Source organism: Pseudacidovorax sp. RU35E, from assembly GCF_900156165.1.
In the GTDB taxonomy this organism is placed as follows: domain Bacteria; phylum Pseudomonadota; class Gammaproteobacteria; order Burkholderiales; family Burkholderiaceae_C; genus Xenophilus.
Genome location: NZ_FTMY01000001.1, coordinates 516,244 through 540,771, shown reverse-complemented (window position 1 = coordinate 540,771; position 24,528 = coordinate 516,244). Strand labels below are relative to the sequence as shown.

Sequence of the window (24,528 nt, the reverse complement as noted above, 5' to 3'; positions counted from 1 at the left end):
ACTTACCAAGGATCTGAAAACAGTGAACATCGTTATCCTCGACGACTACCAGGACGCAGTGCGCAAGCTGAGCTGCGCCGCCAAGCTGGATGCCTACACCGCCAAGGTCTATACAAACACGGTCAAGGGCATCGGGCAACTGTCGGTCAGGCTACGCGATGCCGACGTCATCGTGCTGATCCGCGAGCGGACCCAGATTTCACGACAGCTGGTCGAGAAGCTGCCGCGCCTCAAATTGATTTCACAGACAGGCCGCGTGGGCGGGCATGTTGACGTCAATGCCTGCACCGAGTACGGCGTGGCCGTGGCCGAGGGCACGGGCTCGCCGCTGGCGCCGGCCGAACTGACATGGGCGCTGATCATGGCGGCCACGCGCCGACTACCCCAGTACATCAGCAATCTCAAGCATGGCGCTTGGCAGCAGTCGGGTCTCAAGTCGGCGTCGATGCCGCCCAACTTTGGCCTGGGCTCTGTGCTCAAGGGCAAGACACTGGGCATCTGGGGCTACGGCCGCATCGGGCAGTTGGTGGCGCGCTATGGGCAGGCTTTTGGTATGCAAGTCGTGATCTGGGGTCGCGATGCAAGTTGCCAGCGGGCACGCAACGACGGCTTCCAGACGGCACCCAGCCGAGAAGCGCTTTTCGAGATGTCGGACGTGCTAACACTGCACCTGCGCCTCAACGATGAGACACGCGCGCTCGTGACGCTGGAAGACCTGTCGCGCATGAAGCCGACCTCGTTGTTCGTCAATACGAGCCGCGCGGAGCTGGTCGAATCCGATGCGCTGCTCGCAGCGCTCAATCGGGGACGGCCGGGCATGGCCGCGATCGACGTCTTCGAGAGCGAACCGCCGCTGCAGGGTCATGCCCTGCTTCGGCTGGAGAACTGCATCTGCACGCCGCACATCGGGTATGTGGAGCAGGAAAGCTACGAGCTGTATTTCGGCCAGGCCTTCGACAATGTGGTGAGTTTCATCCGCGGCAATCCCACCAACATCGTCAATCCTGGAGCACTGCAGGTGCGACGTTGAGGCGTGAGGCGCCCTGGCCAGGGGCGCTGTGGGCTCTGCTTTTCGGCAACTTCGCCATTGGCACCGGTGTCATGGTGGTGCCGGGGACATTGCCCGAGTTGGCTGCTTCGTTCTCGACGTCGGTCGCCGCGGTCGGGCAACTGATCACCGCGGGCGCGCTGGTCGTCTGCGTGGGCGCGCCACTTCTCGCAGGCATGGCAGCCGGATGGGACCGTCGACGGTTACTGGCGCTGTCCCTGGCCTGGTTTGCGGTCGGCCATTTGTTGGCCGCCCTGATGCCCACGCTGGGCACACTGTTGCCCGTGCGCATGGCCACCTTGGTGGCGCCTGCCATCTTCACGCCTCAGGCCGCCGCCTGCGTGGGCTTGCTGGTGGCCCCACACCGCCGCGCGTCCGCGGTGGCCTTCATCTTCCTGGGATGGTCGCTCGCCTCGGTGCTCGGGCTGCCCATGGCCGCCTTCCTGGGCGGACATTTGGGATGGCGCGCGGCCTTCGCGGTGATTGCCGTCTTCACTGCCCTGGGCTCGGTCTGGATCTGGCGCACGATGCCCGACGGCATCCGGCCGCCCCCGCTGTCGCGAGAGGGTTGGCGGAAGGTGCTCTTCCATCCTGTCCTGATGGCTGTCGTCGCCATCACACTGCTGCAGGCAGCTGGCCAGTTCGTGCTGTTCAGCTACTTCGGACCGCTGCTCGTGCAGCAGTTCCAAGCAAGCCCGGCTCAGCTGAGCATGATCTGGCTGTGGTTGGGGCTGTGTGGCGTGGTCGGCAACCTGCTGGCCACCCGCTACATGGACAAATTGGGCAGTGGGGGCATGGCGATGGTGGCCATGGCACTGATCAGCCTGAGTCTGCTGGTTTGGCCGCTCGGTTTGGCAGGCGGCTGGGCAGCGTTGACTGCCCTCCTCCTGCCGTGGGGCCTGGGATGTTTCGCCGCCAATTCCTCCCAGCAGGCGCGGCTGGTGGCCCTCGCGCCGGGCCTGGCCACGGCCTCCATTGCGCTCAACAGCTCTGCGATGTATCTCGGCCAAGCCGCAGGCGCGGCCACGGGTGGCTGGCTGCTGGCGCGTGGCCCTTCCTCCTGGATGAATTGGTGCGGCCTTGCCTGCCTAGTCTCCGCCATGCTCCTGAGCGTGCATGTCGCGCGCCGACGTCGCAGCCTTTGAGGAAGGCGGGCCGTCGCCGGCCTTTGCGTCCGGTCAGTGGTCGGAGGACTTCTTGATCGACGTACCCGGACGGATGCTGTCCTCAAGCTCCGGATCGAACAGCTGAAAATCCGGCGGGACCGGATCGAAGTCGTTCGGGACGGTCGGCGCAGCATCAGCACCGATCCCATCCTTCGGGCCCGGCCCCGAAAGATGGTCGTCATTGCCTCTCAGTGCCTTCGGGATGGTGTCGATGGACGTGGCCTCCAGGTCGGAGAGGTCGAAGTCGATGGTGCCCGGCGCCGGTCCGGGCGCGTCAATAGCCGGCAGCGTCATGTCCACAGCGGACAGCGGCAGCGGTGCGGTCGGCGGCTGCGTGACCGCCACCGGCGCCAGCAAACCCATTGCCGTCGTCGTGGCGCCATCGGCAGGCATCATGCCGCCGTTGGCCAGGCGCTCCTGCGCAGCCCCATAGAGCGCCAGCAGTTCCCGATACGCCGGCAATTCAAAAGGCGCCTTTCCCTGCGCATCGACGCTTTGGAAGAGCAGTTCCTCAAGCACGCCCAGAACCTCGCGCCGCGGCCACGCCTTCTCGATGCGCTCGACCGCCTCGGGATAGCTGGCCAGGGCGCGGCCGCTGTCGCTGAAGTCCTCGTAGGCGGGCAGGTCCAGCCCCAGGGCCTTGCGGCATTCGCGCCGCGTGGTCGCGTAATCGGCCTTGCGCCCCTGCGAGTGTAGAAGCCGCAGCAGTTCCATGTACATGAGCGGGCTGGTGCTGCCGTATTCGTCCAGATGATCCGCCAGCACGCCCACGGCCTGGTCAAGCTGCCCCAGCGACAGACAGAACTCGGCTTGCTGCTGCACATCGAGCAGTTTGTCCGCGCTGACCGGCTCGGGGCCGTCGGGCGGCTGGGTCGAGATCGTGTCCGGCCCAGGATCGGTCACCACCGGAACGTCGAGCGGTGTCGCAAGCGGACTGACCGCGGCTGCGCCTACTGCAGCTGCGGTGACCAGTCCGAGCTTGGAAGCGGGTTGGCTGGAAGGCGGCGGATCGACGTCCGGATCGGTGCCGCTCGGTTGCCACCAGGACGCCTCCGCAGCCTGCCGGCGGGACCGGCGCCACAGGAGCGCCGCCACCGCGAGCAGCAAAGCCAGCAACAGAAGGAGCGGCCACAGCCACCACGGTCGTTCGCTTGCAGCCTGACGGGCCTGCGCCAATTCCCCCTGCAAGCTCTGGATCGTTCGGTCACGCTGTGCCACCTGCGTTCGCAAGGCTTGCGCCTGCTGCTCTGCCGCTGCCGAAACGTCCGGTGCACTCGCGCCCAGGGCTGGCATCGCGGCGGCGTCGCTGGCACCGGCTTGCGGGATCGGTGCCGCTGCGGCACCTTCGATGGTCCGCAACCGGGTCGCGATCTTCAGCCACGCCGGCGGCAGTGTGTAGTCCTGCACGCCACCGGAAGCGCCAGCCGCGCCAGCGGCGCCGGCCGCAGCAGCCGCGGCGGCCGCCGCACGCGGATCGAGCGCGTCGACCCGCAACCGCCCGCCGCTGCCCGCCTGATTGGCCGGGCGTGCGGCCCGCACTGGGCCGCCGGCGCGCTGTGCTTGCGAGCCCTCCCGCGGCCCCGCCGAGGCAGCGCGAGCGCTTCCGCCGGAACTGCGTGCCGCCTGGCGGCTGGGCACTGCCGCCATGGGCGGCAGTGCCGCACCCCGCACCCGCTCGTTGCGGTCGGCATCGATTGCCGACACCGGTGGGGGATCAGCCAGCAGCGTGAATTCACGGACCATGCTGGCCCCGCAACCCACTCGAACATTCACTGTGACCACGGGCTCATCGACCTGCCGCGCGGAGCGGATCCGCAGCCAGGGCGTGTCGGGCGAACGGCCCGGTTCCATCGTCGTGCTCAGATCCCGATCCGCCACTGCTGCGTCCCCGAGCTTGACGCCCACCAGCGGACAGGCGCCGCCACCGCCATCGAGTTGTACAGGCACGCGCAGGTCCAGCGGCTTGCCGATCCAGACCTGGCCTTCCGGGCGACCGATGGTCAACGCCGAGGCGGCAACGGGAAGCACAAGCCCCAGCCCAAGTACAAACGAAGCAGTCGATGCAGATTTCGGAGGCACGGCAGAGGGCTGAGTCGAAGTAAAAGGTTTAAATATTTTCACACCGCCCTGACGTTTATGAACAAAAAAGATGCGTCTTTCTAACAGGCTCGACCCAATGAGCGACCGGAAAGGGCCGCGCGCGTCCGCTTTTCTTCGCAGGCGACCGCACATCCTCGGTGATCCTCACGATCACAATCGCCGGGTTTTTGCATTTATGGAGACCACTGCCATGCCCCTTTTGCCCTGGCTCAAGCCCACGGAGGAACACGTCGAATGAGCGCGGAATTGAAGAGCACCACCCAGGGTCAGACCATGATCCTGACCTTGTCCAACCCCGCGCAGCGCAACGCGTTGGGCCCTGAGATGTACGCCGCCGGTGTGGAAACCCTGCACGGTGCCGGCAACAACCCGGATGTCCGCTGCGTGGTCCTGGTCGGCGAAGGGAAGTGGTTCTGCGCAGGTGGATCGCTGCAACGCCTGCAGGCCAACCGCGAACGCGATCCGAGCGTGCAGGCCGAAAGCATCGACGCCTTGCACAACTGGATCGAGGCCATCCGCAGCTTTCCCAAGCCGGTGATCGCGGCGGTGGAAGGAGCCGCTGCAGGCGCTGGCTTCTCGTTGGCGATGGCCTGCGATTTCGTGGTGTCGGCGCGCGATGCCGTATTTGCGGCGTCATACAGCAGCGTGGCCCTCTCTCCCGATGGCGGCCTGAGCTGGCACCTCGCCCAATGGCTCCCACGTCAGCTGGCCACCGAATGGCTGATGAATGGTGAGCGCATCGCGGCGGCGCGTCTGCACGAACTCGGGCTGATCAACGCACTGACGGAAACCGGCAGCGCACTCGACGAGGCGATGGCGCTCTCGCGAAAACTCGAAGGACGTGCACCGAATGCGCTGGCCAGCATCAAGGAGCTTCTGGGCGAGGCCCGGGGCCGCACGCTGGGCGAGCACCTCGGGCTTGAGCGGGAGCACTTCGTGCGCAACCTCCACCACGCCAACGCGGGCATCGGCATCGGCGCCTTTCTTGGCAAGACCACGCCCCACTACCAATGAGCACGCGGGTCGCCCCTGCGACATGCCAGCCCAACCCAGTCACGCAAACGACAAGCCATGGATGACCCCATTCTTACCATCGAAGAACGAGAAGCCATCAACGGTGGCCGCTGGTTCACTTCCCTCTCTCCTTCGCTCCGTCACGACATCCTCCGATGTGCCTTCGTCAAACGCTACAAGGACGGCGACCTGATCGCGGCGCGCGGCGATCCGCCCGACCAGTGGATCGCGTGTGCGCGGGGAGCCGTCCGCGTGAGTTCGACGGCGGTCTCGGGCAAGCAGGTGACGCTCACCTACGTGGAGCCGGGCATCTGGTTCGGCGACGTCGCAATGTTCGACGGCGACCGGCGCACGCACGATGCCTATGCACATGGCGACACCACCATCCTGTGCGTGGCGCGTGCGGACTTCCACAAGATCCTCGCCGCACACGTGGAGCTCTACGAGGCGTTGATGCGTCTACAGGCCCGGCGCATTCGCACGCTGTTCGGCCTGGTGGAAGACCTGAACACCTTGCCCTTGCGCGCGCGCCTGGCCAAGCAGCTGGTGCATCTGGTGCGCAGCTATGGCGTTCCCAACCTGGCCGACGGCAGCCAGACGCGCATCGGTCTGCAGCTTGCGCAGGAAGAGCTCGCGCAGTTGCTGGGTGCCTCTCGGCAACGCGTCAACCAGGAGCTCAAGACGATGGAGCGCGAGGGTGCGATTCGCATCGAGCCCGCGGGATTGGTGGTGCTGGACCGGGAAGCGCTTGCCCGCATCTCGCAGGCCGACAGCTGACCTGCACGGCCGCCGCGCGCGGGGTCTGCCCCGTCCCTTTTGAAGAACAAAGCCAAGAGACATGAGCCAGGATTTCAGTACCTTCGTCGGCACTCGCGCGGTGTCCTCCCAGCATGCGGTCGACGTGCAGGCCCTCGAAGCCTGGCTCACCAAGCATGTTGAAGGCTTCAAGGGGCCCTTGAGCATCGAGATGTTCAAGGGCGGTCAGTCCAATCCCACATACAAGCTGCTGACCCCCGGTCGCCAGTACGTGATGCGTGCCAAGCCGGGTCCGGTGGCCAAACTGCTGCCGTCGGCCCACGCTGTGGAGCGCGAGTACAAGGTGATGCATGGCCTGGCGGGCTCCGATGTGCCGGTGCCCAAGATGCTGGCCCTGTGCGAGGACGAGTCCGTGATCGGCCGCGCCTTCTACGTCATGGAGTGCATGCAGGGCCGCGTGCTGTGGGACCAGACACTGCCCGGTATGGCCAACGCCGAGCGCGCAGCCATCTACGACGAGATGAACCGCGTCATGGCGGCCCTTCACACGGTCGACTTTGGGGCGCGCGGTTTGGCCGACTATGGGAAACCTGGCAACTACTTCGAGCGCCAGATCGGCCGCTGGAGCAAGCAATACAAGGCGTCGACCGACGGCGCCGGCGAACTGTCCCAGCCCATCGACGAGATGGAACGTCTGCTCGATTGGCTGCCCGCCAACATTCCGGCCAGCGCGCTCGACGCGTCGAAGGTGTCGATCGTCCATGGCGACTACCGGCTCGACAACATCATGTTCGCGGCCGACGAGCCGCGCGTCATCGCCGTACTGGACTGGGAGCTTTCCACTTTGGGCCACCCCTTGGCGGATTTCAGCTACCACTGCATGTCCTGGCACATCCCGGCAGGGACCTTCCGCGGGATTGGCGGCGTGGACCTTGCGCCGCTCGGTATTCCTTCCGAGAAGGAATATGTGCGCCGCTACTGCGAGCGCACCGGCCTGACCACGCCCGAAGCGCTCGCACAGGACTGGAACTTCTACCTCGCCTACAACCTGTTCCGCATCGCCGCCATCCTGCAAGGCATCGCCAAGCGGGTTGAGGCCGGCACTGCTTCGAGCGAGCAGGCCGTCAACTCCGCCAAGGGCGCACGCCCCATGGCGCAGTTGGCCTGGCAGTTCGCCAAGCGCGCCTGAGAGCGCCATTCAGCCTTCCACGACCCGACACCCACCCACCGGAGACAGCATGGAGTTCGATTTTTCCCCCAAGGTCAAAGACCTGCAAAAGCGCGTCAGCGACTTCATGGACGAGCACGTCTATCCGGCGGAGGCGGAGTACGCGCAGGAGATGCAAGCCAACACGGATGCCGGCAAGCGTTGGACGCCGCTGCAGGTGATCGAGCGCCTGAAGGACAAGGCCCGCGGCCAGGACCTGTGGAACCTGTTCCTGCCCAACGACACGGCCGAGCTGGCCAAGAAGAAGGGCGGCGGCCTGACCAACATGGAATACGCGCCGCTGGCTGAACTGATGGGCCGCGTGCCATGGGCGCCCGAGGTGTTCAACTGCTCGGCGCCCGACACCGGCAACATGGAGACCATCGCCCGCTACGGCTCCGACGCGCACCGCGATCAATGGCTCACGCCGCTGCTCGACGGCAAAATCCGCTCGGCATTCGCCATGACCGAACCCGCTGTCGCCTCCAGCGACGCCACCAACATCGAGACTCGCATCGAGCGCCAGGGCGATGAGTACGTGATCAATGGGCGCAAGTGGTGGATCTCGGGCGCCGGCGACCCGCGCTGCAAGGTGTTCATCACCATGGGCAAGTCCGACCCGGAGGCTCCTAAGCATTCGCAGCAGAGCATGGTCCTTGTGCCCGCTGGCACGCCCGGCATCAAGATCCTGCGCCCGTTGAACGTGATGGGCTACGACGATGCACCCCACGGCCACATGGAGATGGTGTTCGAGAACGTGCGCGTGCCGGCGAGCAACATCCTGCTGGGCGAGGGCCGCGGCTTCGAGATCGCCCAGGGGCGCCTGGGCCCAGGCCGCATCCATCACTGCATGCGCCTGATCGGCCTGGCCGAGCGTGCGCTGGAGCTGATGTGCCGCCGCGCGTCCTCTCGCGTTGCCTTCGGCAAGGCCGTTGCCGCGCAGACGGTGACGCAGGAGCGCATCGCCGAAGCGCGCTGCCGCATCGACATGGCCCGCCTGCTGACGCTCAAGGCGGCCTGGCTGATGGACGTTGCCGGCAACAAGGTTGCCAAGACGGACATCGCCATGATCAAGGTGGTGGCGCCAAACATGGCGTGCCAGGTGATCGACTGGGCCATGCAGGTGCACGGCGGCGGCGGCATGAGCGATGACTTCCCGTTGGCCTATGCCTACGCCAATGCCCGCACCCTGCGCTTCGCGGACGGTCCGGACGAAGTGCACCGCAATGCGATCGCCAAGTGGGAGTTGGGTAAATACGCCGCCGACAAGGCTTCTGCCGAGCCCCCCGTGACGCGCTTCTGAGCGTATTGGATGGAAGAGCCGCTGCGGCCTCGACGGGGCTGCAGCGGCTTTTTTCTGGGTGTTGCGTTGTGTCGCCTGAGGTGCCAGGCTGGCCCTGGCCGAAAAGCGCGCTAGAGCTTCTTCTGCAGGAACACGGCCTGGCCGAACGCTGGATCCAGTTCGTAGCCGTCGAAGCCCGCGCGCCGGTAGGCATTGAGCGCGGGCGCGTTGCCTGAAAGCACTTCGAGCGTCAGTTTGCAGGCGCCGCGCCGAAGCGCCTCTTCCTCCACGCAAGCCAGCATGCGCTGCGCCACGCCTTGGCCGCGTGCCTTGGACAACACCACCACGTCATGGACGTTGACCAGGGGACGGCACGCGAACGTGGAGAAGCCTTCGAAGCAGTTGATGAGGCCGACGGGCTCGCCTTGCGCATCGAAGGCCAGCACGCTGAAGGCGTGGGATCGTGCCGCCAGAGCGGCCGGCAACTGGCGCTTCACTTCCGCGTCGAGCGGCTGACCTCCGCCGGCCGGATCGCATGCGTAGGCATCGAGCAACCGCACCAGCGCATCGGCCTGCTGCGGATCGCGGTAGTCGACAAGGCAGATGCGCATCAGACGGGCTCCAGGGGCCGATGAGGTTGGTCCGGCAACAACAGGGTGATGGCATCGCCCGCGGCCACCTTGCCGCCTGCGGTCACCACGGCCATGACGCCCGCCTTGCGCAGAGTTCGGCCCTGGGCATCGCGTTCTAGCACGGCGGCCATCAGGCCGGGCTGGAAGCGGTCGATCTGCTTGCAGGGATTCCGCAGGCCCGTGAGCATCAGCTCGGCGCTGTCGCCGAGCCGGAGCCGAGTGCCGGTCGGCAGACTCAGCAGGTCCAGCTCACGCGTCGTGATGTTCTCGCCCATCTCACCGGGGAAGACCGGAAAACCCTTTGCCATCAGTTCGTCGAACAGCTCCGCATGCAGCAGGTGGACCTGTCGCAGATTGGGCTGCAGCGGGTCACGGGCGACGCGCGAGCGGTGCTTCACGGTCGTGCCCGCATGGGCGTCCCCTTCGACGCCCTGCCCTTCAATCAACACGATCTCCGCTTCCTCGAACTTGGAGAAGCCATGCACGGTACTGGCATGAACAGCGACGACGCGCGCTTGCATGTAGGTTGACCTTCAGGCTGCAGCGACCGTGGCCGCGATGCGCGAGGCCAACGCCTGCGCCAGCGCTTCGTCGGGAGCCTCGACCATCACGCGCAGCAGCGGCTCCGTACCGCTCGCGCGGATCAGCACCCGGCCGCGGTCGCCCAGTTCGGTCTCCACACGCGCGCTTTCTTCGGCGAGTGTTCGGTTGGACTTCCAGTCCTGTCCCGGAGCAAGTCGGACGTTGACGAGGCTCTGCGGAAACAGCTGCACTTCGGCGAGCAATTCGGCCATGCTGCGCCCTCGGCGCACGACCGCCTGGAGCACCTGCAAAGCACTGACCAAACCATCGCCCGTGGTGTGACGGTCCAGCGCCAGCAGATGCCCAGAGCCTTCTCCACCCAGCAGCCAGCCCCGGCGCTCCAGCTCTTCCAGCACGTAGCGATCGCCGACCTTGGCACGGACGAAATCGATGCCTGCGCTGCGCAAGGCCACTTCCACCGCCTTGTTGGTCATCAGCGTGCCGACCACACCTTCGACGGGCATGCCTCGTGCGATGCGGTCCATGGCCATCAGGTACAGCAGTTCGTCGCCGTTGAACAGCCGGCCCGACGCATCGACCATCTGCAGTCGGTCGGCGTCGCCATCGAGCGCAATGCCGTAATCGGCACCCTGGGCCTTGACCTCGGCCACCAAGGCCCCGGGGTGGGTGGCACCCACGCCTTTGTTGATATTGAGTCCGTCGGGCCGCACGCCGATGCTCGTCACGTCTGCACCCAGCTCGTGAAAGATGTTGGGCGCGACCTGGTAGGCCGCGCCGTGGGCGGCGTCCACCACGAGGCGCATGCCCCGCAGGCTGAGATCGGTCGGGAAGGTGCTCTTGCAGAATTCGACGTAGCGGCCCGCTGCATCGCTCAGCCGTCGAGCACGGCCGAGCCCGGCGGAGTCGACCCAAACGGGCAGTTCCTCCAGCGCGGCTTCGACCTCGGCCTCCCACTCGTCGCTGAGCTTGGTACCTTGCGCGCTGAAGAACTTGATGCCGTTGTCGGGATAGGCGTTGTGGCTCGCGCTGATCACGACGCCCAGGCTGGCCCGCTGCGCACGCGTCAGATAGGCCACACCGGGCGTCGGCAAGGGGCCGAGCAGCAGCACGTCCACACCCGCCGAATTGAATCCGGACTCCATGGCCGACTCCAGCATGTAGCCCGAGATGCGCGTGTCCTTGCCAATGAGCACGGTGGGCCGCGCCTCCTTGCGCTTGAGCACGCGGCCCACCGCATGCGCAAGGCGCAGCACGAAGTCTGGAGTGATCGGGGCCTGCCCCACGGTGCCACGGATGCCATCCGTGCCGAAATACTGTCTGGTCATGCGTCAGGTTCTTGTTGTTGTGATCAGAGGGATTGCATCTTCGCCTGCGACTGCATGGCCGACCACACGGCCAGCCCCTGCACGGTTTCGCGGACATCGTGCACGCGCAGCACACGAGCGCCGCGATCCGCCGCGAGCACTGCGGCCACCACGCTGGGCAGGGCACGCTGCGCGGCATCAGCCAATCCCGTGACGGTCCCGAGCGAGGATTTTCGCGACCATCCCGCAAGGATCGGGAGACCAAGTTGCACCAAGGCCTGCTGCCGGGCGAGGAGTGCGAAATTCTGCTCAACCGTCTTGCCGAAGCCCACGCCAGGATCGACCACGATACGCGCCGCCGCCACGCCCAGCGCGCGCAGTTGCTGGGTCTGAGCTGCCAGAAAGTCCATCACCTGGGCTACGGCGTCACCCGTCATCGGCGTCGCTTGCATGGTCTGTGGGTCGCGGTGCATGTGCATCAGGCAGATGCCGCAACTGGGATGGGCGACGACGATGTCTCGAGCGCCCGGTTGGCGAAGACTCCAAATGTCATTGATGATGTCCGCGCCCAGGTCGAGCGCTGCGTGCATCACCTGCGGCTTGTAGGTGTCTATCGACACAGGCACGCCGAGTCGCACCGCCTCGCGGATCACTGGCACCACCCGCCGAAGCTCTTCCTCCAGCGGCACGGCGGGACTCCCGGGCCGGGTCGATTCGCCCCCGACGTCGAGGATGTCAGCCCCCTCGGCAATGAGTTGTTCGCAGTGCGCCAGAGCAGCCGAGGCGTCGGCGTGCGACCCGCCATCCGAGAAGGAATCCGGCGTGACGTTGACGATGCCCATCACCAACGGACGGCTCAGATCGAGCAGGAAGCGGCCCGCCTGCCAACCAAAGAAAACGGGGCCCGAGGGCCCCGTCTGCATGCCTCGCATGGCAGGCATCACGCTGCGGTCGGCGCCGGATCCGGCTTGACGGCCGGGGCACCACCGCTGCCGCCGCCACCGGAAGATGGCGTGCGCGGAGTGAAGTCCTTGGGCGGACGCGGTTGCCGGCCAGCCATGATGTCATCCAACTGCTCGGTATCGATGGTCTCCCATTCGAGCAGGGCCTTGGCCATGGCGTGCATCTTGTCGCTGTTCTCCTCGATCAGGCGGCGCGCCAGGGCGTACTGCTCATCGATGATCCGGCGCACTTCCGAATCCACCTTTTGCATGGTGGCTTCGCTCATGTTGGTGGTCTTGGTCACCGAGCGGCCCAGGAAAACCTCGCCTTCGTTCTCGGCATAGACCATCGGGCCCAGCGCCTCGCTCATGCCGTACTTCATGACCATGTCGCGAGCCAGATTGGTGGCACGCTCGAAATCGTTCGAAGCGCCCGTCGTCATCTGGTTCATGAACACCTCTTCGGCGATCCGGCCGCCGAACAGCATGCTGATCTGGTTCAGCATGTATTCGCGGTCGTAGCTGTAGCGGTCGTTCTCGGGCAGGCTCATCGTCACGCCCAGGGCGCGGCCGCGGGGGATGATGGTGACCTTGTGGACCGGGTCGCACTTGGGCAGCATCTTTCCGATCAGCGCATGGCCGGATTCATGGTAAGCCGTGTTCCGACGCTCTTCCTCGGGCATGACCATGCTCTTGCGCTCAGGGCCCATGAAGATCTTGTCCTTGGCCTTCTCGAAGTCCTGCATCTCGACGACACGGGCGTTGCGCCGGGCCGCCATCAACGCGGCTTCGTTGCACAGGTTGGCCAGATCGGCACCAGACATGCCGGGCGTGCCGCGGGCAATGATGCTCGGGTTGACGTCCTGGCCGACAGGGATCTTGCGCATGTGCACGCTCAGGATCTGCTCGCGACCGCGGATGTCAGGCAATGTCACGTACACCTGACGGTCGAAACGGCCCGGGCGCAGAAGTGCAGCATCCAGGATGTCAGGGCGGTTCGTCGCAGCAACCACGATCACACCCAGGTTGGTTTCGAAGCCGTCCATCTCGACCAACATCTGGTTGAGAGTCTGTTCGCGCTCGTCGTTGCCACCTCCCAGGCCTGCGCCCCGCTGGCGGCCAACCGCATCGATTTCGTCGATGAAGATGATGCACGGCGCGTTCTTCTTGGCGTTCTCGAACATGTCGCGCACGCGTGCCGCGCCGACACCGACGAACATCTCGACGAAGTCGGAGCCAGAAATGCTGAAGAACGGCACCTTGGCCTCACCAGCGATCGACTTGGCCAGCAAAGTCTTGCCGGTACCCGGAGGACCCACCAACAGCAGGCCACGGGGGATCCGGCCACCCAGCTTCTGGAATTTCTGGGGATCCTTCAGGAAGTCGACGACCTCCTTGACCTCTTCCTTGGCCTCGTCGCAACCCGCGACGTCAGCGAAGGTCACGGTGTTGTTGTTCTCGTCCAGCATGCGGGCTTTGCTCTTGCCGAAGCTGAAGGCACCACCCTTGCCCCCGCCCTGCATCTGGCGCATGAAGTACACCCAGACGCCGATCAGCAAAAGCATCGGGCCCCAGCTGACCAGCAGGGTCATCAACAAGGACCCCTCTTCACGCGGCTTGACGTCGAACTTGACGTTGTGGTCGATCAAGTCGCCAACCAGGCCGCGATCCAGAACAGTCGCGTTGGTGCGGATCTTCCGGTCATCGTTAGTGATGGCGGTGATCTCTCCGCCAGCAAGCCCCTCGGGGATAACCGCGCTCTTGATCTGGTTGTTGCGCACCTGCTCCAGGAACTCGGAATAGTTCACCGTGCCAGAGCCCATGGCGCCGCGGGTGTCAAATTGCTTGAACACCGTGAAGAGCACCATGGCAATGACCAGCCAGACGGCGATCTTGGAAAACCACTGATTGTTGTTCAAACGAAGCTCCAGTCGTAATGCGCGCGGGGAACGCGCCATCGTGAACCCTTGCACGATGCTAGTTGGCGGTTATTTTAGGCTTTTCAAGCTGCAAAAAAGTCCTACACGCCTATGACGTCCATAGCGCCAGCACGGTTACAAAATTTCAAATCGTGCCGTATGGCCCGTGCATCAGGACTTCAGCCCGATACCCACCAAGAAAGTTTCTGAGGACCGGTCGCGTGAAGACTTTGGCTTGTAGGGCTTGACCACCTTGAAGGTGGCCTTGAACAGCCGGACCAGCGGGTCATAGGCAGCGCCATGAAAAACCTTGGTGACCAGCGCCCCCTCGGGACGCAAGTGATGGAGCGCGAAATCGACGGCCAGTTCCACCAGGTTCTCGATGCGTGCCGCGTCGGCCGATTCGATGCCGGAGAGGTTGGGTGCCATGTCGGACACCACAAGGTCCACAGGGCGCCCGGCAACCGCGGCCTCGAGTTGGGCCAGCACCTCTGGTTCGCGGAAGTCTCCCTGCAGGAAGACTACATCTTCGATGGACTCCATCGGCAGGATGTCGAGGGCGATCAGCGTGCCGTCCAGTTCCCCCTGCGCAGCGCCGACCGGGGCCATGCGACGGCGAAGGTACTGGCTCCAGGCGCCGGGCGTGGAGCCCAGGTCCACCACCACCTGCCCGGGGCGCACCAGGCCGAAAGCCTCGTCGATTTCCTTGAGTTTGTAGGCTGCCCGGGCGCGATAGCCCTCCTTGGCGGCCAGCTTGACGTAGGGATCATTGACGTGATCGTTGAGCCAAGCCTTGTTGACCTTCTTGCTCTGGGTGCGAACTTTCATGCGGGCTCGATAATACGGGGATGCCCGCCATTCAACTGACTCCCGCACAGCGCAAGGCGCATCGTGCGGACGCCCACCATCTCGATCCGATCGTCATGATCGGCAGCGACGGGCTCACCGACGCCGTCAAGAAGGAAGCCGACGCAGCCCTCAAGGCACACGGCCTCATCAAGATCCGCGTCTTCTCCGACGACCGCCTCGCCCGCGATGCCATGCTGGGGGAACTTGCCGACGCGCTCGATGCAGCCCCGATCCAGCACATCGGCAAGTTGCTGGTCCTCTGGCGTCCCAAGCCGGCCAAGGCCCGCGAAGAGGACGAAGACCGCATGCCCGGTCCGCGCGACGTCAAGATCCTCAAGTACAGCAAGCGCGGTGGCCAGCGGCCGGAGGTCAAGATGCTGCGCGTGCTGGGCAACCAGCGCCTCACGCCGGGCGGACTGGTCAAGCGGGCCAAGCCGAAGCAGAAATCCATCAAGAAGCGGCAGGACTGACGCGTGAGCGCGATTCCAGCCGCTGGCGCTGCCGTCGGCGCGCCGGCGGAAAGGCAGCGGCACATCCTGTGCATGAAGTGGGGCACCAAATACGGGCCTCACTACGTCAACCGCCTCTATGCGATGGCCCGCCGGCACATCACCGGCGACTTCAGCTTCGTCTGCCTCACGGACGACGACCGCGGCATCCGCCCCGAGGTGCGCTGCCTGCCCATCCCGCAGTTGGCCATGGAGCTCAAGCCCGGCCAGCCAGACCGTGCATGGCGCAAGCTCACGACGTTCGAGGCCGATCTGCATGGCCTGCGCGGCACGGCCCTGTTCGTCGACCTGGACGTGGTGATCGTCGGCGGCCTGGATGCCTTCTTCGAGCACCCGGGCGAGTTCCTCATCATTCACGACTACCCGCGCTTCTGGCGGTTCGGCGAACGGGTGACGGGCAATTCCTCGGTGTACCGCTTCGAGCTTGGCGCCCATGCGGACGTGCTGGCGTACTTCCGCGCCCACATGGACGAGGTGCCTCGGCAGTACCGCAACGAGCAGGCGTATCTGTCTGCCTTCATGCATCGTCAGGGCAAGCTGAACTACTGGCCGGCCGAGTGGTGTCCCAGCTTCAAGTACCACAGCATTCCGCCCTGGCCCACCAATCTGTGGAAGCCGCCTGTGGTGCCACCCGGTGCCCGGATCGTCATCTTCCACGGTGAATGCAACCCGCCGGACGCCCTCGCAGGCCGACGCAACCGGCGTTTTCGGCACATCGAGCCTGCGACCTGGGTCGACGCGCACTGGCGCGAGTAGCCGGGGGCCGGCGTCGACCTTGGTCAGGCCGACGATTCCGCGCCCACCAGCGCCCGCCCCTTCAGCCGCGATAGGATGCCCAAAGGGCTGGCCGCGTGGTCGTATTCACCGCCAGCGCGCAGGAACAGGGTCTGCTCCATCATGTACTGGCCCGACATCGCGGCATGCGAGGTCTGGTCCGAAAAGCAGACCCATGTCGCACCTGCCGGAAAGTGGACGGTCTGCTGAGGCGAAGTTCGTTGATAGTCCAGGTCGCGCTTCATGCCGTCGTGCAGCTGGAGCATGAGGTGGTCGTACTCGCTGCGCAGTGACTTGGTCACGTGCAGCGCCGCCAGTGCCTTGGCCTGCCAGAGCGCATAGGGCTTGGCGCGCGGAAGGAAGGTCCGGGCGACCGTTTCGAAGGGCTCACCGACGCGCCATACACGCTCGCCGCCGCCGGGGTGGATGTTGGTGAAGACACGCAGGATGCGCTCGCCTCGGTTGGGCCGCGAGGGAAAGGCATCGACATGCAGCCGGCGATCATCTGCACGCCATGACTGCTCGCGGCTTTCCACCTCCGAAGGACGCAAGCTCGTTGGTGCCAGACGCAGCTTGCCCTGGTACCCCGGCAGCAGCCGCGCGATCAGTTCCTGCGACTGTGCTCTGAAGCGCCCCATCCAGGCCTTCACCGCCGCCTGGACGTCGGCTTCACCGGCCAGGCCCTTGAGCCGCCCTTCGGCATCGAGGCTGATGTTGCGGGACTTCGGATCCCGCATCTCGGGTCGCAGCAGCGCCTGCTCCTCAGGGCTGAGGTCGAAACCCAGACGCGGAAAGTACAGCACCTTGCCGGACTCGAGGGCAGCAGTCCACCCGGGGTTCTCTTGCAACTGCCCCACGGACGAGGCAGTGATCTCGATGATCTGGGACTCCATGGTCACTCTTGATGTTGGTATGACCGGCCATGGTGCCACCAAGTGGCGATGGACGCATTCGCTAGGCTCTACGCCACAGGGTCGCACCCGCACACAGCCATTGCGCCGCATACATGGCCGTCCCCACGCCGTGCCACAGGCGAAGGTTCTCGCGCGCGACGATCCGCGGCGCGACGGCGTACTCCACCAGCAGGGCCAACAGCAGGCCGCCAAGCATCAACATGACTGCGCCTGGCGGGGTTTGCGGCTCGCCGTCGTCCTGGCGCCCCATCGCCACCAGCATCAGGAGCACGCAGCCCACCGTCACCCAGGTCTGGGCCGAGAAAAGTTTTGCCGCGGTGGCCCCGGCCAGCGCCGGTGTCGGCAGATGCATGAACAGCAACGGGACGGCGACAAAGCCGATGGCCGTGAGGCTGCCCCACCAGAGCCCTGCGGCCATCAGGGCCGCCCGCGGTTTCCAGGCCATGTGCTCAGGCGTAGCTGACGCCGACGATCTCGTAGCGCTTGACGCCACCGGGCGCCTGCACCTCAGCCACGTCGCCTTCTTCCTTGCCGATCAGAGCACGGGCGATGGGACTGGAAATGTTGATGAGGCCCTGCTTCAGGTCGGCCTCGTCCTCGCCGACGATCTGGTACTTGACCGTGTCACCGGTGGACTCTTCCTCCAGCTCCACCGTGGCGCCGAAGACGACCTTGCCGCCGCCGTCGATTTCGGAAGGGTCGATGACCTGCGCTGCGGACAGCTTGCCTTCGATTTCCTGGATGCGGCCTTCGATGAAGCCCTGGCGGTCCTTGGCGGCGTCGTAGTCGGCGTTCTCGCTCAGGTCGCCCTGGGCACGCGCCTCGGCGATGGCGTTGATCACGGAGGGACGCTCCACTGTCTTCAGGCGATGGAGTTCTTCGCGCAGCTTCTCTGCGCCGCGCTTGGTGATGGGAATGGTGGCCATGTCCGTCGTCGTTCTGGTCTGTCAAAGAAGCCCGGGCGACCCATCACGAGGAGGGCTGCCTCGCCGTTGCGCAACGCGCACCACGGCATGGGCCGGCGGCAAAAAAGAACGACACCGCCGGGCCGGAGCCGGGCGGTGTCGGTGGATCGATTATGCCGGCTGTTGCGGCAGGCTCAAAACCCGCACGGACGATGCAGGTGGGCCTGCCCGAGCCTCACTCGCCGCTCAGTCTCGGCCCGCTTGCTCGATCCTCGTCGCCAGCAATTCGGGATTGGAAAAGCACAGCTCATGGCTGCCCGCGCACTCCACCAGGCGGAACAGCCCCAGCCGCTCGGACAGACGCGGATGCCACGGCAGGCTGTGTGGCAGCGCGGTGTCCTGCTGGGCATTGAGGTAGCTCTTGCCCACCTGCAGCGCGGCCAGCGGCTCCGGCAGGACGGCGGGCTCCGTGAACGTGCGGTACGGGTGCGGATTGAGCAGCGCATAGGTGCTGCGCGCCACGGCCTCATCGGCGTCGTTGATGAAGGATTCGCGCCAGATCGGAAAAGGCAGCATCACCGCCTGACCATTGGCTGCCGCCACGCCGTCGAAGAGTTCTCGGTAGTGTGGCGGCACCATGTCGTTGAGGCATTGCCCATCCAGAGGCACGAACGCATTCCAATAGACGAGCCGACGGATGCGCCCCGGAAGCCGGTGCGGCATGTGGCTGATGACCATGCCGCCATAGCTGTGTCCTACTAGCCGGACCTCCTTCAGATCCTGCTGCTCGATGAAAGCCACCAGGGAGTCGACGGCATCGGCCAGGCCGATGACGGATCGGTCGTCGCCCGGACGATTTCCGGCCAGCGTGGGACAGTGGACGACATGACCGCGCTGGCGCAGGTAATGCGCGGTCGCTTCCATCTCGGCGCCGGTGTGCCAGGCGCCATGCACGAGAACGTAGGTGTCTGCCATGAGGTTGCTCCATTTAGTGATCAAGGCAGCCGACCCCAGCGAAGAGCCGTGGCCGCCGCAGGGCAACCTTAGTGGACCCCGTCGTCCCGCGATGGCCTGCACGAGCCACATGCATGGACGCCGCGTGCCATGGCGACCGCTGTGCTGCACGACCACCGCAACCGGCTCAGCAGGCATGGCCCGATCCAACCGCGCGACCGCGCGCGACCAAACGCCCGCAACTCAGCGCTCGCGACGCCAGGCGGCCGGCGTAGACCCCGCGCTCCGCTGGAACTCACGCACGAAGTGCGACGCATCGGCGAAGCCGCAGCGCCGGCCGATTTCGCCGACGCCCAGATCGGCGAGCCGGGGCTGCGTCAACAGCGCCTGCGCCCGCTCCATGCGCAGGGACCTGAGCGTGCCCGCGAAGGTGCCGCCCGCCGCGGAAAAGGCGCGGTGCAGCGTGCGCAGCGAGACGCCGGCCTCGTGGGCCAACATCTCGGCCCGCAGACCCGGCTGGTCGAGCTGCGCGCGCATCAGGGTCAGCAGGCGGCCGTGCAGGCTGACGCTGGCGCCCTCCCCCGCCTGCGGCGTCTCGAAGGCTGCGCCCATCAGTGCGCCCAGGTGCTGCGCGAACATGGGCGCGGGCATGGCGGCCACGGTGTCCGGATCGCGCGCGAGTTGTACCAGCAACGCCCCCAGGCTGCGGCCCCAGCCCTGGTCGTGCCACGCCACACGGGGACCATGCGCCTCCGGCCCGCTCAACCATTGCGCAACCCATGCCCGTGGAAGCTGCACCGACACGCAATGCACGCCCTGCGGAAAGTGCAGCTCGTACGGCACCGCGGCATCGACCAGTGCCGCATCGCCAGGACGCAGGTGCGCCACCTGGCCACCCTGGCGCACATGCCAGGGCCGGTCGGCCTGACCGATCAGGTAGAAATGGGAACGCCGGCTGCGGGCAATGCCGGCCGGCGTTCTGTAGACATCCTGCGTGGATGCGATGACCTGGTTGACCGAGATTTCCTCGACGTCACGGCTTGCGAGTTGGCCGCCGAAGGCCTCGGCCTCGCGCGAGCTGCAGTCCATTTCGAGGAAGGCCTCGCAGATCGCGCCGACCCAATAGTCCAGCCGCTCGTTGCATCCGACGGCCTCCGTGCTCCAGAGACGTCGGTGCTCGGCAATCGCAGGCGGTACGGACGGCATGCGCGCACTCTAGCGAGCCGCCCGTGCCATGCAAGCGGGCGAGCCCCAGGGACTCGCTCGCCTGCGGCGGTCAGGCGCCGGCCAGCTCCGCGTGCATCTCCTGCACCGAGATCACGCCCAGGTCCTGCAGGTGCTGCATGCCCTCGACAGCCGCTTCGGCGCCGAAGATCGTCGTGATGGTCGTCACACGGGCCAGCAGCGCCGAGGTGCGGATCAGGCGGGAATCGGCAATGGCGTTGCGGCGCTCTTCCACCGTGTTGATGACCAGGGCGATCTCGTTGTTCTTGATCATGTCCACGATGTGCGGACGGCCCTCGGTCACCTTGTTGACCACCGCGCACGCCAGGCCCGCCGCCTGGATGGCCGCGGCCGTGCCCTTGGTGGCGATCAGCTCGAAGCCCAGCTTGGCCAGGCCGCGAGCGCATTCCACCGCACGGGCCTTGTCGTTGTTCTTCACCGAGATGAAGACCTTGCCCGACTTCGGCAGGATGGTGCCGGCGCCCAACTGGCTCTTGACGAAGGCCTCGCCGAAGGTTTTGCCCACGCCCATCACCTCGCCGGTGGACTTCATCTCCGGGCCGAGGATCGGATCGACGCCCGGGAACTTGACGAAGGGGAACACCGCTTCCTTGACGCTGAAGTACGGCGGCGTGACTTCCTTGGTGACGCCCTGGCTGGCCAGAGACTGGCCGGCCATGCAGCGGGCTGCGACCTTGGCTAGCTGGATGCCCGTGGCCTTGCTCACATACGGCACCGTGCGCGAGGCGCGCGGGTTCACTTCCAGCACGTAGATCACGTCCTGGCCATTCTTTTCCTGGATGGCGAACTGCACGTTCATCAGGCCGACCACGTTCAGCGCCTTGGCCATGGCGGCGCTCTGGCGCTTGAGTTCGGCGATGGTCTCGGCCTTGAGGCTGTAGGGCGGCAGCGAGCAGGCGGAGTCACCCGAGTGCACGCCGGCTTGCTCGATGTGCTCCATCACGCCGCCGATGAGCGTGGCGCCCTCGGCGTCGCGGATGCAGTCCACGTCGCATTCGACGGCGTCGTTCAGGAAGCGGTCCAGCAGCACCGGCGAGTCGTTGCTCACCTTGACGGCCTCGCGCATGTAGCGCTCCAGGTCGCGCTGCTCGTGCACGATCTCCATCGCGCGGCCGCCCAGCACGTAGCTCGGGCGTACCACCAGCGGGTAGCCCAGTGCCGCGGCCTTTTCCAGCGCCTCACCCTCGGTACGCGCCGTGGCATTGGGCGGCTGGCGCAGGCCCAGCTCGTGCAGCAGCTGCTGGAAGCGCTCGCGGTCTTCCGCGGCATCGATCATGTCGGGCGTGGTGCCGATGATCGGCACGCCGTTGGCCTCCAGGTCAAGTGCCAGCTTCAGCGGCGTCTGGCCGCCGTACTGCACGATCACGCCGCTGGGCTTTTCCTTGTCGACGATCTCCAGCACGTCTTCCAGCGTCAGCGGCTCGAAGTACAGGCGGTCGGAGGTGTCGTAGTCGGTCGAGACGGTCTCGGGGTTGCAGTTGACCATGATGGTCTCGTACCCGTCCTCGCGCATTGCCAGGGCCGCGTGCACGCAGCAGTAGTCGAACTCGATGCCCTGGCCGATGCGGTTGGGACCGCCGCCCAGCACCATGATCTTCTTGTTGGTCGTCGGCTCGGCCTCGCACTCCTCGTCGTAGGTGGAGTACATGTAGGCCGTGTCGGTTGCGAACTCGGCCGCGCAGGTGTCCACGCGCTTGTAGACCGGGCGGATGCCCAGGGCGCGGCGCTTGTCGCGGATGGCCTTGTCGGTGGTCTTGAGCTGGCGCGCCAGGCGGCGGTCGGAGAAGCCCTTCTGCTTGAGCACGCGCAGCGTGTAGGCGTCGATGTCGTCGAGCGTCTTGGTCTCCAGCTCGAGCTCGATCTTCACGATCTCCTCGATCTGCACCAGGAACCAGCGGTCGATCTTGGTCAGGTCGAACACCTCGTCCACGCTCAGGCCCTGGGCGAAGGCATCGCCCACGTACCAGATCCGCTCGGGGCCGGGCTCGCCCAGTTCCTTCTCGAGCACTTCGCGGTCCTGGGTCTTCTCGTTCATGCCGTCCACGCCCACTTCCAGGCCGCGCAGCGCCTTCTGGAAGGACTCCTGGAAGGTACGGCCCATGGCCATCACCTCGCCCACGGACTTCATCTGCGTGGTCAGGCGCGAATCGGCCTGCGGGAACTTCTCGAAGGCGAAGCGCGGGATCTTGGTGACCACGTAGTCGATGCTGGGCTCGAAGGACGCCGGCGTGGCGCCGCCCGTGATCTCGTTGCGCAGTTCATCGAGCGTGTAGCCCACGGCCAGCTTGGCCGCGACCTTGGCGATCGGGAAGCCCGTGGCCTTGGAGGCCAGCGCCGACGAGCGCGACACGCGCGGGTTCATCTCGATGACGATCATCCGGCCGTCCTTCGGATTGACCGAGAACTGCACGTTGGAGCCGCCGGTGTCGACGCCGATCTCGCGCAGCACCGCCAGGCTGGCGTTGCGCATGATCTGGTATTCCTTGTCGGTCAGCGTCTGCGCCGGCGCGACGGTGATCGAGTCGCCGGTGTGCACGCCCATCGGGTCCAGGTTCTCGATGGAGCAGACGATGATGCAGTTGTCCGCCCTGTCGCGGACCACTTCCATCTCGTACTCCTTCCAGCCGAGCAGCGACTCTTCGATCAGCAGCTCGTTGGTGGGCGAGGCTTCCAGGCCGCGCTTGCAGATGGTCTCGAACTCTTCCGGGTTGTAGGCGATGCCGCCGCCCGTGCCACCCAGGGTGAAGCTGGGGCGGATCACGGTCGGGAAGCCGACGCTCTTCTGTACGGCCCAGGCTTCGTCCATCGAATGGGCGATGCCCGAGCGCGCCGAGCCCAGGCCGATCTTGGTCATCGCGTCCTTGAACTTCAGGCGGTCTTCGGCCTTGTCGATGGCCTCGGGCGTGGCGCCGATCAGCTCGACCTTGTATTTGTCGAGCACGCCGTTGCGCCACAGGTCCAGCGCGCAATTGAGCGCCGTCTGGCCGCCCATGGTGGGCAGGATGGCGTCGGGCCGTTCCTTGGCGATGATCTTCTCGACCGTGGGCCAGGTGATGGGCTCGATGTAGGTGACGTCGGCCGTGGCCGGGTCGGTCATGATCGTCGCAGGGTTGCTGTTGATCAGGATGACCTTGTAGCCCTCCTCGCGCAGGGCCTTGCAGGCCTGCACGCCGGAGTAGTCGAACTCGCAGGCCTGGCCGATGACGATCGGGCCGGCGCCGATGATGAGGATGCTCTTGATGTCTGTGCGCTTAGGCATTCACCGCCTCCGCCTTGTGTTTTTCGATGAGGGCCGTGAAGCGGTCGAAGAGGTAGCCGATGTCGTGCGGCCCGGGCGATGCCTCGGGGTGGCCCTGGAAGCAGAAGGCCGGCTTGTCGGTACGGGCCAGGCCCTGCAGCGTGTTGTCGAACAGGCTGATGTGCGTCGCCCGCAGGTTGGCGGGCAGCGTCTTCTCGTCCACCGCGAAGCCGTGGTTCTGGCTGGTGATGGAGACGCGGCCGCTGTCCAGGTCCTTGACCGGATGGTTGCCACCATGGTGGCCAAACTTCATCTTGAAGGTCTTGGCGCCCGAGGCCAGGGCCATGATCTGGTGGCCCAGGCAGATGCCGAAGGTGGGGATGCCGGTCTCGATCAGCTCGCGCGCCGCGGCGATGGCGTAGTCGCAGGGCTCCGGATCGCCGGGGCCGTTGGCCAGGAAGACGCCATCGGGCTTGAGCTTGAGCACGTCCGCCGCGGGCGTCTGCGCCGGCACCACCGTGATGCGAGCGCCGCGCTGGGCCAGCATGCGCAGGATGTTCTTCTTGACGCCGAAATCGAAGGCCACGACATGGAAACGCGGCGTGATCTGCACGCCGTAGCCGGCGCCCAGCTTCCACTCGGTCTGCGTCCACTCGTAGGTCTGGCGGGTGGAGACCACCTTGGCCAGATCCAGGCCGGCCATCGAAGGCGCGGCCTTGGCAGCGGCGATGGCGGCGTCGATGCGTTTCTGTGTGGGCGTCTCGCCGACAGCCAACCCGACGATGGTGCCGTTCTGCGCGCCGTGGGTGCGCAGGTGGCGGGTCAGGCGGCGGGTGTCGATGCCGGCGATCGCGACGGTGCCGTTGGCGGCGAGGTACTCGCTCAGGCTGCGCGTCTTGCGGAAGTTGGACGCCAGCAGCGGCAGGTCCTTGATGATGAGCCCGGCGGCCTGGATCTTGTCGGCTTCGATGTCCTCCTCGTTGACGCCATAGTTACCGATGTGCGGATACGTCAGCGTGACGATCTGCTGCAGGTAGCTGGGGTCGGTGAGGATTTCCTGATAGCCGGTGATGGCAGTGTTGAACACCACCTCGCCGACTGTGGTGCCGGGGGCACCGATCGACTTGCCGAGAAAGACCGTGCCGTCAGCGAGCGCCAGGATGGCGGGCGAAAAAGACCCTTGGAGGGACAAAAGCACTGGGTTCTCCGGATAAGACGGTCGCCCAAG

Annotated in this window: 22 protein-coding genes; 8 read left to right on the top strand and 14 right to left on the bottom strand. The window is 65.8% G+C overall.

Features of this window, described 5'->3' with window-relative positions:
• The first annotated feature begins 22 nt into the window (after positions 1 to 22).
• Together BXA03_RS02345 and BXA03_RS02340 are read left to right on the top strand one after the other, a co-directional pair.
• On the top strand, positions 23 to 1,030 hold the full coding sequence (locus BXA03_RS02345) for a D-2-hydroxyacid dehydrogenase family protein (RefSeq protein ID WP_076503543.1): 1,008 nt from the start codon (positions 23 to 25) through the stop codon (positions 1,028 to 1,030).
• Positions 1,027 to 2,193, top strand: a complete 1,167-nt coding sequence (locus BXA03_RS02340) for an MFS transporter (protein WP_076503542.1) — start codon at positions 1,027 to 1,029, stop codon at positions 2,191 to 2,193. The genes BXA03_RS02345 and BXA03_RS02340 overlap by 4 nt, the downstream gene beginning before the upstream one ends.
• 33 nt (positions 2,194 to 2,226) lie before the next feature.
• Here BXA03_RS02340 and BXA03_RS02335 read toward each other — a convergent pair whose 3' ends face one another.
• Positions 2,227 to 4,218, bottom strand: coding sequence for a hypothetical protein (locus BXA03_RS02335; protein ID WP_076503541.1), 1,992 nt, complete (start codon positions 4,216 to 4,218; stop codon positions 2,227 to 2,229).
• Between the two features lie 330 nt (positions 4,219 to 4,548).
• Between BXA03_RS02335 and BXA03_RS02330 the strand changes: the two genes are divergently transcribed.
• From BXA03_RS02330 to BXA03_RS02315, 4 genes are all read left to right on the top strand, one after another.
• Entirely contained in the window at positions 4,549 to 5,328 is a 780-nt protein-coding gene (locus BXA03_RS02330) for an oxepin-CoA hydrolase, alternative type (RefSeq protein WP_076503540.1), read from the top strand.
• A gap of 57 nt (positions 5,329 to 5,385) precedes the next feature.
• Complete coding sequence (locus BXA03_RS02325) at positions 5,386 to 6,105, top strand: Crp/Fnr family transcriptional regulator (RefSeq protein WP_076503539.1); 720 nt, start codon at positions 5,386 to 5,388, stop codon at positions 6,103 to 6,105.
• A 61-nt stretch (positions 6,106 to 6,166) separates the two neighbouring features.
• A complete protein-coding gene (locus BXA03_RS02320) occupies positions 6,167 to 7,273 on the top strand; it encodes a phosphotransferase (RefSeq protein WP_076503538.1) in 1,107 nt (368 codons plus the stop codon).
• A 49-nt stretch (positions 7,274 to 7,322) separates the two neighbouring features.
• Entirely contained in the window at positions 7,323 to 8,594 is a 1,272-nt protein-coding gene (locus BXA03_RS02315) for an acyl-CoA dehydrogenase family protein (RefSeq protein ID WP_076503537.1), read from the top strand.
• A gap of 110 nt (positions 8,595 to 8,704) precedes the next feature.
• Here BXA03_RS02315 and BXA03_RS02310 read toward each other — a convergent pair whose 3' ends face one another.
• The 6 genes from BXA03_RS02310 to BXA03_RS02285 form a co-directional block, all read right to left on the bottom strand.
• Positions 8,705 to 9,184, bottom strand: a complete 480-nt coding sequence (locus BXA03_RS02310) for a GNAT family N-acetyltransferase (RefSeq protein ID WP_076503536.1) — start codon at positions 9,182 to 9,184, stop codon at positions 8,705 to 8,707.
• A complete protein-coding gene (locus BXA03_RS02305; protein WP_076503535.1) occupies positions 9,184 to 9,726 on the bottom strand; it encodes an MOSC domain-containing protein in 543 nt (180 codons plus the stop codon). Before BXA03_RS02305 ends, BXA03_RS02310 begins: the two co-directional genes overlap by 1 nt.
• Before the next feature lie 12 nt (positions 9,727 to 9,738).
• Positions 9,739 to 11,073 (bottom strand): phosphoglucosamine mutase, encoded by a 1,335-nt coding sequence (gene glmM / locus BXA03_RS02300; RefSeq protein ID WP_076503534.1) that lies wholly within the window; start codon positions 11,071 to 11,073, stop codon positions 9,739 to 9,741.
• 23 nt (positions 11,074 to 11,096) lie between these two features.
• Positions 11,097 to 11,984 carry a dihydropteroate synthase gene (gene folP, locus BXA03_RS02295; protein ID WP_083715843.1) on the bottom strand — a complete coding sequence of 296 codons (888 nt, stop codon included), beginning with the start codon at positions 11,982 to 11,984 and terminating at the stop codon, positions 11,097 to 11,099.
• An 8-nt stretch (positions 11,985 to 11,992) separates the two neighbouring features.
• On the bottom strand, positions 11,993 to 13,951 hold the full coding sequence (ftsH, locus tag BXA03_RS02290; RefSeq protein ID WP_076503532.1) for an ATP-dependent zinc metalloprotease FtsH: 1,959 nt from the start codon (positions 13,949 to 13,951) through the stop codon (positions 11,993 to 11,995).
• 132 nt (positions 13,952 to 14,083) lie between these two features.
• Positions 14,084 to 14,740 (bottom strand): RlmE family RNA methyltransferase, encoded by a 657-nt coding sequence (locus BXA03_RS02285; RefSeq protein WP_076503531.1) that lies wholly within the window; start codon positions 14,738 to 14,740, stop codon positions 14,084 to 14,086.
• Between the two features lie 20 nt (positions 14,741 to 14,760).
• Between BXA03_RS02285 and BXA03_RS02280 the strand changes: the two genes are divergently transcribed.
• Both BXA03_RS02280 and BXA03_RS02275 read left to right on the top strand, forming a co-directional pair.
• Positions 14,761 to 15,231, top strand: a complete 471-nt coding sequence (locus BXA03_RS02280) for a YhbY family RNA-binding protein (protein ID WP_076503530.1) — start codon at positions 14,761 to 14,763, stop codon at positions 15,229 to 15,231.
• 72 nt (positions 15,232 to 15,303) lie between these two features.
• The gene (locus BXA03_RS02275) at positions 15,304 to 16,026 is read left to right on the top strand and encodes a glycosyltransferase (protein WP_076503529.1); all 723 of its coding nucleotides are present in this window, start codon (positions 15,304 to 15,306) and stop codon (positions 16,024 to 16,026) included.
• A gap of 23 nt (positions 16,027 to 16,049) precedes the next feature.
• Here the strand turns inward: BXA03_RS02275 and BXA03_RS02270 are convergent, their stop codons facing one another.
• From BXA03_RS02270 to carA, 7 genes are all read right to left on the bottom strand, one after another.
• On the bottom strand, positions 16,050 to 16,937 hold the full coding sequence (locus BXA03_RS02270) for a Kdo hydroxylase family protein (RefSeq protein ID WP_076503528.1): 888 nt from the start codon (positions 16,935 to 16,937) through the stop codon (positions 16,050 to 16,052).
• 61 nt (positions 16,938 to 16,998) lie between these two features.
• Complete coding sequence (locus tag BXA03_RS02265) at positions 16,999 to 17,403, bottom strand: DUF4149 domain-containing protein (RefSeq protein ID WP_076503527.1); 405 nt, start codon at positions 17,401 to 17,403, stop codon at positions 16,999 to 17,001.
• 4 nt (positions 17,404 to 17,407) lie between these two features.
• On the bottom strand, positions 17,408 to 17,884 hold the full coding sequence (gene greA, locus BXA03_RS02260; RefSeq protein WP_017757706.1) for a transcription elongation factor GreA: 477 nt from the start codon (positions 17,882 to 17,884) through the stop codon (positions 17,408 to 17,410).
• Positions 17,885 to 18,109: 225 nt separating this feature from the next.
• Positions 18,110 to 18,838: an alpha/beta hydrolase gene (locus tag BXA03_RS02255; RefSeq protein WP_076503526.1), complete on the bottom strand. Its 729-nt coding sequence runs from the start codon at positions 18,836 to 18,838 to the stop codon at positions 18,110 to 18,112.
• 222 nt (positions 18,839 to 19,060) lie between these two features.
• Positions 19,061 to 20,023: an AraC-like ligand-binding domain-containing protein gene (locus BXA03_RS02250; protein WP_076503525.1), complete on the bottom strand. Its 963-nt coding sequence runs from the start codon at positions 20,021 to 20,023 to the stop codon at positions 19,061 to 19,063.
• 70 nt (positions 20,024 to 20,093) lie between these two features.
• On the bottom strand, positions 20,094 to 23,321 hold the full coding sequence (gene carB / locus BXA03_RS02245) for a carbamoyl-phosphate synthase large subunit (protein ID WP_076503524.1): 3,228 nt from the start codon (positions 23,319 to 23,321) through the stop codon (positions 20,094 to 20,096).
• The gene (gene carA / locus BXA03_RS02240) at positions 23,314 to 24,498 is read right to left on the bottom strand and encodes a glutamine-hydrolyzing carbamoyl-phosphate synthase small subunit (protein ID WP_076503523.1); all 1,185 of its coding nucleotides are present in this window, start codon (positions 24,496 to 24,498) and stop codon (positions 23,314 to 23,316) included. Before carA ends, carB begins: the two co-directional genes overlap by 8 nt.
• Positions 24,499 to 24,528 lie beyond the last annotated feature (30 nt).

Excerpts from the sequence above, each read along its gene's own strand:
- BXA03_RS02310 (WP_076503536.1), bottom strand. The coding sequence starts at position 9,184 with ATGCGCATCTGCCTTGTCGACTACCGCGATCCGCAGCAGGCCGATGCG.
- BXA03_RS02250 (WP_076503525.1), bottom strand. The coding sequence starts at position 20,023 with ATGCCGTCCGTACCGCCTGCGATTGCCGAGCACCGACGTCTCTGGAGC.
- BXA03_RS02330 (WP_076503540.1), top strand. The coding sequence starts at position 4,549 with ATGAGCGCGGAATTGAAGAGCACCACCCAGGGTCAGACCATGATCCTG.
- BXA03_RS02270 (WP_076503528.1), bottom strand. The coding sequence starts at position 16,937 with ATGGAGTCCCAGATCATCGAGATCACTGCCTCGTCCGTGGGGCAGTTG.
- greA (WP_017757706.1), bottom strand. The coding sequence starts at position 17,884 with ATGGCCACCATTCCCATCACCAAGCGCGGCGCAGAGAAGCTGCGCGAA.
- BXA03_RS02320 (WP_076503538.1), top strand. The coding sequence starts at position 6,167 with ATGAGCCAGGATTTCAGTACCTTCGTCGGCACTCGCGCGGTGTCCTCC.
- BXA03_RS02325 (WP_076503539.1), top strand. The coding sequence starts at position 5,386 with ATGGATGACCCCATTCTTACCATCGAAGAACGAGAAGCCATCAACGGT.
- BXA03_RS02315 (WP_076503537.1), top strand. The coding sequence starts at position 7,323 with ATGGAGTTCGATTTTTCCCCCAAGGTCAAAGACCTGCAAAAGCGCGTC.
- BXA03_RS02275 (WP_076503529.1), top strand. The coding sequence starts at position 15,304 with ATGAAGTGGGGCACCAAATACGGGCCTCACTACGTCAACCGCCTCTAT.
- BXA03_RS02255 (WP_076503526.1), bottom strand. The coding sequence starts at position 18,838 with ATGGCAGACACCTACGTTCTCGTGCATGGCGCCTGGCACACCGGCGCC.
- carB (WP_076503524.1), bottom strand. The coding sequence starts at position 23,321 with ATGCCTAAGCGCACAGACATCAAGAGCATCCTCATCATCGGCGCCGGC.
- folP (WP_083715843.1), bottom strand. The coding sequence starts at position 11,984 with ATGCGAGGCATGCAGACGGGGCCCTCGGGCCCCGTTTTCTTTGGTTGG.
- BXA03_RS02280 (WP_076503530.1), top strand. The coding sequence starts at position 14,761 with ATGCCCGCCATTCAACTGACTCCCGCACAGCGCAAGGCGCATCGTGCG.
- BXA03_RS02285 (WP_076503531.1), bottom strand. The coding sequence starts at position 14,740 with ATGAAAGTTCGCACCCAGAGCAAGAAGGTCAACAAGGCTTGGCTCAAC.
- ftsH (WP_076503532.1), bottom strand. The coding sequence starts at position 13,951 with ATGGCGCGTTCCCCGCGCGCATTACGACTGGAGCTTCGTTTGAACAAC.
- BXA03_RS02305 (WP_076503535.1), bottom strand. The coding sequence starts at position 9,726 with ATGCAAGCGCGCGTCGTCGCTGTTCATGCCAGTACCGTGCATGGCTTC.
- glmM (WP_076503534.1), bottom strand. The coding sequence starts at position 11,073 with ATGACCAGACAGTATTTCGGCACGGATGGCATCCGTGGCACCGTGGGG.
- BXA03_RS02265 (WP_076503527.1), bottom strand. The coding sequence starts at position 17,403 with ATGGCCTGGAAACCGCGGGCGGCCCTGATGGCCGCAGGGCTCTGGTGG.